The organism is Stenotrophomonas sp. TWI1409 (assembly GCF_039673015.1).
In the GTDB taxonomy this organism is placed as follows: domain Bacteria; phylum Pseudomonadota; class Gammaproteobacteria; order Xanthomonadales; family Xanthomonadaceae; genus Stenotrophomonas; species Stenotrophomonas maltophilia_A.
Genome location: NZ_JBDJKU010000094.1, coordinates 1 through 12,388, shown reverse-complemented (window position 1 = coordinate 12,388; position 12,388 = coordinate 1). Strand labels below are relative to the sequence as shown.

The window sequence follows — 12,388 nt, the reverse complement described above, 5'->3', positions numbered from 1 at the left end:
CTGTGGGTTTGCGGGGTGTGAGCCGCATGGATGCGGCGACCAAGGCTACATGGACGTACTTGCGCCGTCCCCGCAAACCCACAGTGCCCCGCCATCCCACGGAATGCACGCTGTTGCTGTTGCTTCGGCCGTTGCCGTTGCGTCTGCGGGTGCAGGGCGCAGCCCTGCCGAAAAACCTACTTTACCCGACGACCCGAACGGTCGATGAGGAACCGCTCTCCGCCTTCCATCGGCGTGTGGCCATCGGCATCCGGCGTACCACGACGGCAACCATTGCAGACCTCGGCCACGCCATCCTGGAACGGCCACCCGAAATCGAACGTGCCGGGCACCACCTGGCGGAACTTCAGATCGAAGTAGGCCACGCGGTTGCCGACGCGGGCGCGCAGCAGGCCTTCCTGCGGTGTTTCCGGACCGTTGTCCCAGGTCAGTACCGGCAGGCTGCGGCCTTTGCGGTTGACGTAGTGGAAGCCTTGGTCGGCGTACACCACGGCCAGGCCATGGTCGTCGTAATTCAGGTCCTTCAAGGTGTCGGCACTGATCTTCGGCCGGTGATCGACCACTTCGCAGTTGGGCAGCGGCCAGAATCCGTGTTCGTCGGTCAGCAGCTTGCACGCCGGTGCCTGTGCCGCTGCATTGGCACTGACCAGCACGCCAAGCAGGACCAGCGACCGCGCGAAGCGGCCGCTGGCAGGGGCAGGGTGGGCCTGCCTCACGATCACTTGGCCTCGGCCTTGCGCTCGAATGCGGTCGGCGCCGGCAGCTGTACCGGCACGCCCTTGTCGTCGCAGGTGCCGGCCTGGCACAGGCGCTCGCGCAGGGCCGGGGTGGCCTGCACGATCATGTGGTAGATCGCGTTCTGTTCCAGCGTGCCGCGGATCGCCTTGCTGCCCGGGCCGCGTGCCCAGATACCGACGTCTTCGCCGCCGTGCGACTCGGACTTCATCGGCACCAGTGCTTCCTGCATGTAGTCCGGATGCTCGGTGTCGACCTCGCGCAGGTTCGGGCGGCCGTTGGCCGGTTCGAAGCTGCTCGGGTTGTGCGGGTAACGCTTCGGACCGGCCGGCTGCTGGTTGCTGCTGCCGGTATGGCCCGGGCCATTGGCGTAGCTCAGGGTGGTGTACGGCTGGCCGGTGCCGTCCAGCGCGTAGTCCAGCTTGCCGGCGCCGTCTTCGCCGCCCTTGTCCTTCACCTTGCCCAGGATCGGGTTGCCGCGCGCCGGGTAGCCGACGAAGTTCAGGGTGTGCGAGTGGTCGGCGGTGACGATGATCAGGGTATCGTCGGCCGAGGTCAGTTCGTTGGCCACGCGCACCGCGTCGGACAGGGCCACGGTCTCGGTCAGCGCACGGTAGGCGTTGCCGCTGTGGTTGGCGTGGTCGATGCGCGCGCCTTCGATCATCAGCACGTAGCCTTCCTGGTGCTTGGCCAGGTTCTTGATGGCTGCCGCCGTCAGTTCGGCCAGGCTCGGCTCACCGCCCGGATCCTGCGGGCGCTCGTACTCGTAGCGCATGTGGTCCGGCTCGAACAGGCCAAGGATGGCCGGCGCATTCGCGGCGGCGGCCAGCTGCTTGCTGTTCCACACGTAGGCACCCTGCGGATGCGCCTGCTGCCATTCCTGCACCAGGCTGCGGCCGTCCAGGCGCTGGCCGACCTTGTCGTCGTACTCGGGATCGCGCTCTTCCACGGTGGTGAACTCACCACGGCCACCGCCGAGGGCGACCAGCGGGCCACGGCCATAGCGCGAGGTGGACAACAGCTGCTGGGCGATGTCCTTGCAGCCGGCGGCCTTCGCGGCTTCGGTCAGGTCGGTGTCGTTTTCCCAGTTGCGCTCGGGCGAGTGCGCGTAGGTGGCGGCCGGAGTGGCATGGGTCAGGCGCGCGGTGGACACCACGCCGGTAGCCAGACCGGCGCTGTCGGCCAGCTGCAGCCAGGTCAGCAGGCCCTTGGATAGGCTGTCGGCACAGTCGGTCCGGCTGCCGGCGCTGACGCCGATCGCACCCATGTGGGTCTTCACGCCGGTGGTGATGGCGGTCATGGTGCCGGCCGAATCGGGCGTCTGCGAATCGGTGTTGTAGGTCTTGCTGAATGCCGTGGCCGGGAAGCGCTCCCAGGACAGCAGGTTCTCTTCACCCGAGCCGCCCTTCTGCTGGCCTTCGTAGATGCGCGAGGCGGCCACCGTGGTCAGGCTCATGCCGTCGCCGAGGAACAGGATGACGTTCTTGGCCTTGCCGGACATCGCGCCGTTGGCGGCGGCCTGGGCGGCGCCGCTGCGGTACCACCACTGCGGGGTCTCGCCGGCCGGATGGGCAACGGGGTTGACGGCGACCTTCACGCCGGCCGGGGCGGACGCGGGGGTGGTGCTGGCGCAGGCGCCCAGCAGCAGGGTGGTGGCGCAGGCGGCCAACAGGGAGACGGAACGGCGCATGGACGCAGGGATCTCACAAACTGTAACGGGACGTTCATTATGCCCGCCCTCGCAAGGCACGCCGATGACACACTGATTTGCCGGCCGGGCGGTCGTTCTGCGGGCCGCCTTGGGCTATCGTGCCAGCATCCCTTCCTTCCCCTCTGGATTGCCTATGAAGCTGGTCTCTGCCTGGCTGCGGATTCCATTCTGGCAGCGCGTGGTCGGTGGCTTCGTGCTCGGCGCGCTGGCCGGCTGGGCGCTCGGCCCGGCCGCGGAAACGTGGTTCGGCCCGCTCGGCGAGCTGTACGTCACCCTGATCAAGATGATCGCCGTGCCGCTGGTGTTCTTCGCGGTCATCAACGCAATCTCGTCGCTGCACGGCCAGAAGTCGGTCGCCGCGCTCAGTGGCCGCACCTTCCTGTGGTTCGTGATCACCGCCGCGTTGGCGGTGTGCGTCGGCCTGGGCGTGGGTACCGTGCTGCAGCCCGGCGCCGGTGGCCTGCAGCTGTCGATGGCCAGCAACTACGTGCCGCGCGAAGTGCCCAGCGTGGTGCAGGTGCTGCTGGACGTGGTGCCGGCCAATGTCTTCTACGCGCTGTCCGGCATCGGCACCAAGGTCAATGCGGCCGGTGAAACCGTGCTGGCTGCCGGTCGCGGCTCGATCCTGCCAGTGATCTTCTTCGCTGGCCTGGTGGGCTTTGCCATCGTCAAGCTGGGCGAGAAGGTGACCGAGGCGCGCAAGCTGGTCGGGCAGATGAGCGACATCATGATCCAGGTGACCCGCTTCGTGCTGGAAGTCACCCCGATCGGCACCTTCGGCCTGATTGCCGGCCTGGTCGGCAGCTACGGTTTCGAGAAGCTGCTGCCGCTGGGCCACTTCGTGCTGGCGCTGTACGTGGCCTGCGCACTGCACATCGTGGTGGTCTACAGCGCACTGCTGCTGGCGCACGGCCTGAACCCGTTGAAGTTCTTCCGTGGCGCGGCGCCGGGCATGCAGGTCGCCTTCGTCAGCTCGTCCAGCTTCGCAGCGATGCCGGTGGCGTTGCGCTCGATCACCCACAACCTGGGCGTGAACAAGGACTACGGTTCGTTCGCGGTGCCGCTGGGCGCCAGCATCAAGATGGATGGCTGCGGCGCGATCTACCCGGCGCTGTGCGCGGTGTTCATCGCGCAGTACAGCGGTGTGCCGCTGACCCCGGAGCAGTACGTGGTGGTGCTGATCGCCTCGGTGCTGGGCAGCTTTGGTACCGCCGGCGTGCCGGGTACCGCGGTGATCATGGCCACGGTGGTGCTGAGCGCAGCCAATCTGCCGCTGGAGACCATCGGCTACCTGTATGCCATCGACCGCATCCTGGACATGATGCGCACGATGACGAATGTGACGGGCCAGATGCTGGTGCCGGTGATCGTGGCCAAGGAAACCGGCCTGCTTGACCAGGCGGTGTATGACAACCCGTCCAGCAATGTGGGTGTGGATGATCCCGACCCGACACCGCCACGCGCCTGAGGTTGCGTGGAGATGAAAGGCCCGCCCTGAACGGCGGGCTTTTTGTTTTGGAGCTGACTGGCGCGGTGCCGATCAGGGTAGGTCCCCGGTAGATCCACGCCATGCGTGGATGGCCGCAGTGCCGACCAAGGTCGGCACCCAGTGGGGGCGCAAACAAAAAAGCCGCTGCAGGGCAGCGGCTTTCTCGTGTCAGGCGGCGCGGTGGCGCCAGCGGGTCAGAGATCGACCCGGCGGGCCTGCATGAACTTGTTGCCCCAGTAGCCGCTGAGCAGGGTGTCCACGCGGACGTCCTTGCCGGAGCTCGGTGCGTGCAGGAAGCGGCCATCGCCAACATAGATGCCGACGTGGTCGACGCGGCCCTTGCGGCCGAAGAACACCAGGTCACCGGCAGCCAGTGCGGTGCGATCATTGATCAGTTCGGCGTTGTCATCGTGCGCCATTTCGCGGGAGACGCGCGGCAGCTCGATACCCAGGGCCGAGCGGAACACGTAACCGACCAGGCCGCTGCAGTCGAAACCGCTGTCCGGGTTGCTGCCACCCCAACGGTACGGGGTGCCCAGCAGGGTCATCGCGCGGCGCAGCAGCGATTGCACCTTGCCGTTGTCGGCGGCGGTGCCGACAACGCTGCCATTGGCGGCGCTGCTGGTGTCGTAGTTGGCGAGCAGGCGGCTGAGATCACCGGCCACCACGGCCGAGCGGTCCATCAGCGGAATGGTGTCGTTGGCAGCCAGGTGCGGCAGCAGGGCGGCCAGCGTGGCGCTGGCGGCGGCATCGACGCGGCTGCGCTGCGGAGCGGCAGCCTCGGCCTTGGCGGCCGGTCGGGCGGTGCTCTCGGCCACCGGGGCCGGGGTCACATCGGAACGGTTCGGAGCAGTCTGCGACCAGGCCGGAAGGCTGGTCAGGCACAGTGCCAGGCCAAGCAACAGCGGGCGGGCACTACGTGAAGATACGGAAGTCTGGCCTTCGCTTTTCAGGTCGTCAGTCGTCACGCGTCGGTCACAGGAAAAAAACGATGGGGCATCATGCCCTGTAAAAGCGGCAATAAGTTAAAAATTCCGTTAGAAAATCGTTAGTTGCATGGTGATGTGCGTCACAATTTTGAACATATCGCCTGTTCATCTTAGCGAAGGACGCGTTTCGCCCCGGTGTAGTGGTCCTTCCAGTACGGACCGCTGAGCGAGTCCAGCCGGACCGTGCCACCGGTGCTCGGCGCGTGCACGAAGCGCCCTTCACCCACATAAATGCCGACATGGGTGACGCTGCCGCGGCTGCCGAAGAACACCAGGTCGCCGGTGGCCAGGCGCTGCGGGTCGATCTTCGGGCCCTGTACCGCCGCCAGGTCGCGCGAGGTGCGTGGCAGCTTCAGGTCCAGCATCTCGCGGTAGACGTAGGCGACCAGGCCGCTGCAGTCGAAGCCGGAGTCGGGGGTATTGCCGCCATAGCGATAGGGGGTGCCGACCAGGCTGATGGCGCGCATCAGCACCGAGTTGGCGGCCTCGGGATTGTCCGGCACGGTCTTCGGCCAGTTTGCGGTTGGCGGTGGTGGCGCGGGACGGGTGGCCTTGCCGCCGCCGCAGGCGGTCATCAGCAGGGGCAGGACCAGCAGCAGGGCCGGGGCGAGGAACCGGCGGGGGCCGGACGAAACTGGCGTGATGTGCATGATCTCCGGATAATGCGCCACCTTGGATTGGCCGTCATGATGGCGGCGTCCCCGCCGGGCGACAACCCGCCCCAACCCGCCTGCCTCCGGCAGATCCAGACAGAGTTGCGCATGAAGATCGAAAAAGACCGCGTTGTCCGCTTCCACTACACCGTTTCCGAAGTCGGCCAGGAGCCGATCGAATCGTCCAAGGACCGCGGCGAGCCGCTGGCGATCCTGATCGGCCACGGCAACATCATCCCGGGCCTGGAAAACGCCATGATGGACAAGGAAGCCGGCGCGACCTTCAGCGTCGACGTCAACGCAGCCGATGCCTACGGCGAGCGCCGCGAGGGCCTGTCCCAGCGCGTGCCGAAGAAGCACTTCGGCAACACCAAGCTGGCTCCGGGGCAGCAGGTCGTGCTGCAGACCAACTTCGGCCCGCGTGCGGTGACCGTGCAGAAGGTCGGCATGAGCGTGGTCGATGTTGACCTGAACCACCCGATGGCCGGCAAGGACCTGCACTTCGACGTGGAAATCGTCGATGTGCGCGAAGCCGGCAAGGAAGAAATCGACCACGGCCACGTCCACGGCGACGGCGGTCACCAGCACTGATCGCAGTGCGATCGTGATGGCAGCAACGGCCCGCTTCGGCGGGCCGTTGCGTTTGTGGAACACGGCGCGGCCATCCATGGCGCGCAGGCCGGCGGCATAATGGCGGACCTGCCCGACGGACGCCCTGTGAACGCCGCTTCTCCTTCCCTGCAGCCGGTGGCTTCCGGCGAACGCATCGCCGTGCTTGACGTGCTGCGCGGTGCTGCGCTGCTGGGCATCCTGCTGATGAACATCGAGGCCTTCAGCGGGCCGCTGGACCTGGCGTTCACCGGCATCGACGTGCACTGGCAGGGCATCGACTACTGGGCCGATGCCTTTGTCTACGTGTTCGTGCAGGGCAAGTTCTTCACCCTGTTCTCGTTGCTGTTCGGTGCCGGCTTCGCGGTGATGGCGCAGCGCGCTGAGGCCGCCGGGCGCGACTTCACCCCGTTCTACCTGCGCCGCAGCGCTGGCTTGCTGCTGATCGGTCTGTGCCATGCACTGCTGGTCTGGTCCGGCGACATTCTGGTGATGTATGCACTGATCTCGTTGCCGCTGCTGGCCTGCCGTGAGGCGCCACGCAGCTGGCTGCCGTGGATGGGGCTGATGGTCTACCTCGGCGGTGTGGCGATGATGCTGCTGGTCGGCGCGATGGTGTCGATGGCTTCGGCCGAAGATGTGCAGGGCATGCTTGCTGAGGCGCAGCGGAGCACTGAGCTGCAGCGGCAGGTGTACGGGCAGGGCAGCTGGGCGCAGGCCAATGTGCAGCGCCTGAATGAGTTCGGTACGTCGATGGGGGCGCTGCTGATCACCGGCCCGGAAGTGCTGGGCATGTTCCTGATCGGCAGCTGGTTCGCCGGCAGTGGCGCGCTGGCGGCGCCGGAGCGCTTCCCGCGGCTGTACGCGTCGCTGCGCTGGATCGCGTTGCCGCTGGGCCTGCTGGTCACGTTGATCGGCGTCGCCTGGAAACCCTACCTGGCACCGGGCGCCTACAACCTTCCGGTGACGGCGGCGATGGGCCTGGTGACCATAGGCGGCCTGCCGATGTGCCTGGGCTATCTGGCGTGGATCGTGCACTGGCGCACGCGGCTGGCCTGGCTGGCGCCGGTGGGGCGCATGGCGCTGACCCATTACCTGGCGCAGTCGCTGGTCTGCACGCTGCTTTTCTATCACTACGGACTGGGATGGTTCGAGGTGATGCCGCGCAGCGTGCAGCTGCTGTTCGCACTACTGCTGTTCGCTGTGCAGGTGGGCATTTCGCACGCGTGGTTGCGCCGCTTCCGTTTCGGGCCGATGGAATGGCTGTGGCGTGCGATGACCTACCGGCAGTGGCCGCCGATGCGGCGCGGGGCCGGGCAGGGCTGATCGATGCAGGGCGCGCGCGAGGATGTGATCGTGGTCGGCGCCGGTGCCATTGGACTGGCCGTCGCGCTCGCGCTGCGCGCACAGGGCCGGCAGGTACGCGTGATCGACCGTGGGCGTGTCGGCGGCGCGACCTCGCATGGCAACTGCGGCACCATCACCCCCAGCCACGCGCCGCCGCTGCCAGCGCCTGGCGTACCGTTGCGCGCGCTGCGCTGGATGCTCGATCCGCGTGCGCCGTTGTACGTGCGTACGCGACTGGACCCTGCATTGTGGCGCTGGCTGCTGCAGTTCAGCGCACGCTGCAATGCCCGCGACTGGCTGCAGGCCACGCACGCCCGCGCTGCGCTGCTGAATGATTCCCGGCTGCGTCTGGCCGAGTGGGTGCAGGTGCATGCGCTGGACTGCGAATTCGATACCCGTGGTCTGGACTACGTGTTTGGCGATGCCCGCAATTTCGATCACCACGCCGCCGAGTGTGAGGCACTGAACGCGCAGGGCATCGCCACGGCGCGCATCGACGGCGCCGACTATGCGCGCGACAATCCAGCTTTCCATGATCGCATTGCCGGCGCGATCCACTTCCCCGGCGATGCGCAGCTGCGTCCGGACCGCTACACCGCCGAACTGGCACGCGTGCTGCGTGCACAGGGCGTGGTGATCGAGGAGCAGGCGGACATGCAGGATTTCAGCACCGACGCGCAGGGTGTGCGCGTGCACGTCGGCGAACGCACGCTGCACGCACGCGAGCTGGTGCTGGCCACCGGACCGTGGTCGCCGCGCTGGGCACGGCAACTGGATCTGCGCGTGCCGATCCAGCCCGGCAAGGGCTATTCGCTGACCTGGTCGCGACCGGTGCAGGTGCCGCAGCGCCCGGTGGTGCTGAAGGACCATTCCGTGTTCGTGATTGCCTGGCGCGAGGCGTTACGACTGGGCGGCACCATGGAATTCGCCGGTGCCGACCCGCAGCTGCGCACGGCCCGCCTGCAGGCCCTGCAGCAGGCCGCCGACCGCTACCTGCGCGCGCCACGCGGTGCGCAGCTGCAGGAGCAGTGGTGCGGGTGGCGCCCCATGAGCGTGGACGACGTGCCATTGATCGGCCGCGCGCCCGCACATCCTCACGTCTGGCTTGCAGCGGGGCATGGCATGCTCGGCATCAGCATGAGCGCCGGCACCGGCCAGCTGATCGCCGATCTCGTCTGCGGCCGCACGCCAGCGATCGATCCTGCCCCTTACCGACCCGAGCGATTCCGATGAGCACTGCACCCTATGATTACGACCTGATCGTCCTTGGCGGCGGCTCCGCCGGCCTGGCTGGTGCGATCCGTGCCGCGCAGCATGGCAAGCGCGTGGCAATGCTGGAGCCCGGTGAGCTGGGCGGGACCTGCGTCAATGTTGGCTGCGTGCCGAAGAAGGCGATGTGGCTGGCGGCCGACCTGCACGAGCGCATCGGCCTGGCCAGTGCGATGGGCTTCGATGTTCAAGCGCGCCCGGCGCTGTCGTGGAAGGAACTGGTGATCCATCGCCAGGCCTACATCAGCAACATCCACACCAGCTACCACAAACGCCTGGATGAGACCGGCGTGGTGCGCATTCCGGCGCGCGGCCATCTGCTCGATGCGCATACCGTGGCCTGCAGTGATGGCGTGCGTTACAGCGCCGAGCACATCCTGATCGCCACCGGCGCGCACCCGCTGCGTCCTGATATCCCCGGCGCGGAACTGGGCCTGGTCTCCGATGATTTCTTCGACCTGCGTGCGGCGCCGGCCGAGGTGGCGATCATCGGCGGTGGCTACATCGCGGTGGAGCTGGCCGGCCTGCTGCAGGCACTGGGCAGCAAGGTGAGCCTGCTGGTGCGTGGCCAGCGGCTGCTGGATCGCTTCGATTACGAGCTGACTGATCAGCTGGCCGAGAACCTGAAGCAGCAGGGCGTGCGCATCCATTTCGGCTATCGCCTGCGCGAATTGCAGCGCGATGGCGAACGCGTACGTGCGTTCGGCCATGACGGCCCGCTCGACAGCGTGTTCGACGCGGTGTTCTTCGCCACCGGCCGCCGCGGCAACAGTCGTGATCTGGGCCTGGAAGCGCTCGGCATCGGCATTGGCGAACACCAGCAGGTGCAGGTGGACGAATGGCAGACCACCAGCGTGCCGAGCGTGCACGCGGTGGGTGACATCGCCGGCAAGGTCGGCCTGACCCCGGTGGCGGTGGCTGCTTCGCGACGGTTGATGGATCGCCTGTTCGGTGGCCGCCCGCAGTCGAAGATGGATTACGAGAACGTGGCCAGCGTGGTGTTCTCGCACCCGCCGCTGGGTGCGGTGGGCATGAGCGAGGAAGAAGCGCGCGCGCGTTTCGACCAGGTGAGCGTTTACCACAGCCGTTTCCGACCGATGCTGCAGGCGCTGGCCAACGGTACACAGCGCAGCCTGTTCAAGATGGTCTGCGCCGGCCCGGAAGAACGCGTGGTAGGTATCCACCTGCTGGGCGAAGCGGCCGACGAGATCCTGCAGGGTTTCGCGGTGGCGGTGAAGATGGGCGCGACCAAGGCCCAGTTCGATGACACCGTGGCGATCCACCCGACCTCGGCCGAGGAAGTGGTGTTGATGCGCTGACCTGCGGTTGCTGCAGAGCCGAGCCCAGGCTCGGCCGTCGCTCTTTGTAGAGTCGAGCCATGCTCGACTGCGGTGGAAAGACAGTCGAGCATGGCTAGCCTCTACAAGGCGGGCACCGGACGCCCCCGTGCGACAATGGGCGCCCCCACGCTTTCCCGGGCCGCTCCGAGCGGCCCGCCGTCGTCCTGATGTCCAATCCCGCTTCCCGTATCGCCACCGCCTCCCCACGCATTGCGCTGGGGGGTATCGGCCTGGCAGCGATCGGCGCCATCGCTGCTTCCGGCAAGGCGATCATCGTCAAGCTCGGCCTGCGTCACGGCGTGGATGCCACCACGCTGCTTGCCCTGCGCATGCAGATGGCGCTGCCGCTGTTCGTTTTGATGGCGCTGTGGGCCGCGCGTCGGGCCGAACCACTGTCCTGGGCCGACCGTGCCCGCGTGCTGTGGCTGGGTTTCACCGGCTACTACCTGTCCAGCCTGCTCGACTTCCAGGGCCTGCAGTACATCAGCGTGACGCTGGAACGGCTGATCCTGTACTTGAACCCGACCCTGGTGCTGCTGATCAACGTGCTGCTGGCGCGCCAGCGGCCGGGCCGATGGCAGATCGGCGCGCTGGTGCTGAGTTATCTGGGCGTGCTGCTGGCGTTCGGCCATGACCTGCAGCGCGAGGGTGGGCAGATCATCTTTGGCAGCCTGCTGGTGCTGGGCAGTGCGCTCAGCTATGCGCTGTACCTGTTCGGCAGCGGGCAGGTGGTCGCGCGTATCGGAGCGGTGCGGCTGACCGCTTACGCCAGCTGCGTGGCCAGCGTGCTGGTGCTGCTGCATTTCGCGGTGACCCATCCGCTGCCGTTGTTGTGGCAGGCGCCTGCGCCGGTGCAGTGGCTGTCGCTGGTCAATGCCACCGTGTGCACGGTGCTGCCAGTGCTGGCGATCATGCTGGCGGTACAGCGCGTGGGTTCGTCGCTGGCCGCGCAGGTCGGTATGCTGGGCCCTGTTTCCACCATCGTGATGAGCCTATGGCTGCTCGACGAACCGATGGGGCCGGCGCAGATCGCCGGCACCGTGCTGGTGCTGATCGGCGTTCTGCTGGTAACCCGCCTGCGGCGCTGACGCCGGAGCAGGCGCGTGCGCGCATCCTGGCGGTGATCCGCGCGATCCCGGCGGGGCAGGTGATGGGCTATGGGCAGGTGGCGATGCGCGCGGGCCTGCCCGGGCGTGCACGCCTGACCGCGCGCATCCTGGGCCAGAACGACGACCCGGACCTGCCTTGGCACCGCGTGTTGCGCTCGGATGGGCGCATTGCCATGGAAGAAGGGTCGGCCGGCTGGCGCGAGCAGTCACAGCGGTTGCGCGCCGAGGGCGTGCGGGTGGAGAACGGCCGGGTGCGGATGCCGGCGGCTGATCCGGCGGCAGCACCGGATGCCGCTGTGTGGGGTCCGGGCTGAGCAACGCTGGCGACTGAACAGGCCGCGCCTGCCGGTCGCCAACAAGACACGGTGCTGCGGCTATGATGGAGGCCGTTCCATGCCGGTGCTCCCATGTTCCCGCGACTGCCTACCGTCACCAAGGCCCTGCTGATCGCCAATGCGATCCTGTTCCTGCTGCAGCAGCCGTTCCTGCTCGGCATGCAGACCTTCGAGCCGTTCATGCTGCAACCCCTGCAGCAGGGCTTCGACGCATTCTCGCCGGGCGGCAACTTCCAGCCCTGGCAGCTGCTGACCTACGGCTTCCTGCATGGCAGCTTCGGCCATCTGTTCTTCAACATGCTGGCGGTCTTCATGTTCGGCGCGCCGCTGGAGCAGACCTGGGGCGAGAAGCGCTTCCTGCTCTATTACCTGGTGTGCGTGGCCGGTGCCGGCGTCTGCCAGCTGCTGGTGGGTACGCTGCTGGAAAACCCGGCCACGGTGCTGGGTGCTTCCGGTGGCGTGTTCGGCCTGCTGCTGGCCTACGGCATGCTGTTCCCCAACCAGCGGGTGATGCTGCTGTTCCCGCCGATCCCGATGAAGGCGCGTACCTTCGTGATCCTGTTCGGCGTGGGCGAGCTGGTGCTGGGCATGACCGGCTGGCAGCCGGGCGTGGCCCACTTCGCACACCTCGGCGGCATGCTGTTCGGCTGGTTGCTGATCCGCTACTGGCGCGGGAAATCGCCGTTCAACAAGCGCCGCCCGCCTGGCCCACCGAAGCGCCCGAACCATCTGCGCTGCGTCAAATGATCCGATGGATAATTTGACGCTGTTGGGGCCGACGGTGGGTCGGCACGCCTTGTCC

At 67.3% G+C, this 12,388-nt stretch carries 12 protein-coding genes; 8 read left to right on the top strand and 4 right to left on the bottom strand.

Going from position 1 to position 12,388, the window contains the following annotated elements; translation table 11 throughout:
• Positions 1 to 176: 176 nt before the first annotated feature.
• Together ABE423_RS19340 and ABE423_RS19335 are read right to left on the bottom strand one after the other, a co-directional pair.
• Positions 177 to 722 (bottom strand): WG repeat-containing protein, encoded by a 546-nt coding sequence (locus tag ABE423_RS19340; RefSeq protein WP_346487204.1) that lies wholly within the window; start codon positions 720 to 722, stop codon positions 177 to 179.
• Positions 719 to 2,425: an alkaline phosphatase gene (locus ABE423_RS19335; RefSeq protein ID WP_197615832.1), complete on the bottom strand. Its 1,707-nt coding sequence runs from the start codon at positions 2,423 to 2,425 to the stop codon at positions 719 to 721. The genes ABE423_RS19340 and ABE423_RS19335 overlap by 4 nt, the downstream gene beginning before the upstream one ends.
• A gap of 154 nt (positions 2,426 to 2,579) precedes the next feature.
• On the opposite strand from ABE423_RS19335, the gene ABE423_RS19330 reads away from it, so the two are divergent.
• Positions 2,580 to 3,914, top strand: coding sequence for a dicarboxylate/amino acid:cation symporter (locus ABE423_RS19330; protein WP_006381938.1), 1,335 nt, complete (start codon positions 2,580 to 2,582; stop codon positions 3,912 to 3,914).
• A 215-nt stretch (positions 3,915 to 4,129) separates the two neighbouring features.
• Here the strand turns inward: ABE423_RS19330 and ABE423_RS19325 are convergent, their stop codons facing one another.
• Positions 4,130 to 4,837, bottom strand: coding sequence for a C40 family peptidase (locus ABE423_RS19325; protein ID WP_223224737.1), 708 nt, complete (start codon positions 4,835 to 4,837; stop codon positions 4,130 to 4,132).
• A gap of 197 nt (positions 4,838 to 5,034) precedes the next feature.
• Entirely contained in the window at positions 5,035 to 5,574 is a 540-nt protein-coding gene (locus ABE423_RS19320; protein ID WP_110714359.1) for a C40 family peptidase, read from the bottom strand.
• 111 nt (positions 5,575 to 5,685) lie between these two features.
• Here ABE423_RS19320 and ABE423_RS19315 point away from each other — a divergent pair, with 111 nt between their 5' ends.
• The 7 genes from ABE423_RS19315 (at position 5,686) to ABE423_RS19285 (ending at position 12,333) form a co-directional block, all read left to right on the top strand.
• Complete coding sequence (locus ABE423_RS19315; protein ID WP_049398704.1) at positions 5,686 to 6,168, top strand: peptidylprolyl isomerase; 483 nt, start codon at positions 5,686 to 5,688, stop codon at positions 6,166 to 6,168.
• Positions 6,169 to 6,267: 99 nt separating this feature from the next.
• Positions 6,268 to 7,512 carry a DUF418 domain-containing protein gene (locus tag ABE423_RS19310; protein ID WP_125893980.1) on the top strand — a complete coding sequence of 415 codons (1,245 nt, stop codon included), beginning with the start codon at positions 6,268 to 6,270 and terminating at the stop codon, positions 7,510 to 7,512.
• 3 nt (positions 7,513 to 7,515) lie between these two features.
• On the top strand, positions 7,516 to 8,766 hold the full coding sequence (locus tag ABE423_RS19305; RefSeq protein ID WP_197615833.1) for an FAD-dependent oxidoreductase: 1,251 nt from the start codon (positions 7,516 to 7,518) through the stop codon (positions 8,764 to 8,766).
• Entirely contained in the window at positions 8,763 to 10,121 is a 1,359-nt protein-coding gene (gorA, locus tag ABE423_RS19300) for a glutathione-disulfide reductase (RefSeq protein ID WP_125893984.1), read from the top strand. Before ABE423_RS19305 ends, gorA begins: the two co-directional genes overlap by 4 nt.
• A gap of 188 nt (positions 10,122 to 10,309) precedes the next feature.
• A complete protein-coding gene (locus ABE423_RS19295; protein ID WP_125893987.1) occupies positions 10,310 to 11,230 on the top strand; it encodes a DMT family transporter in 921 nt (306 codons plus the stop codon).
• A complete protein-coding gene (locus tag ABE423_RS19290) occupies positions 11,227 to 11,565 on the top strand; it encodes an MGMT family protein (protein ID WP_346487206.1) in 339 nt (112 codons plus the stop codon). The genes ABE423_RS19295 and ABE423_RS19290 overlap by 4 nt, the downstream gene beginning before the upstream one ends.
• Before the next feature lie 93 nt (positions 11,566 to 11,658).
• On the top strand, positions 11,659 to 12,333 hold the full coding sequence (locus ABE423_RS19285) for a rhomboid family intramembrane serine protease (RefSeq protein ID WP_346487200.1): 675 nt from the start codon (positions 11,659 to 11,661) through the stop codon (positions 12,331 to 12,333).
• The last annotated feature ends 55 nt before the right edge of the window (positions 12,334 to 12,388 follow it).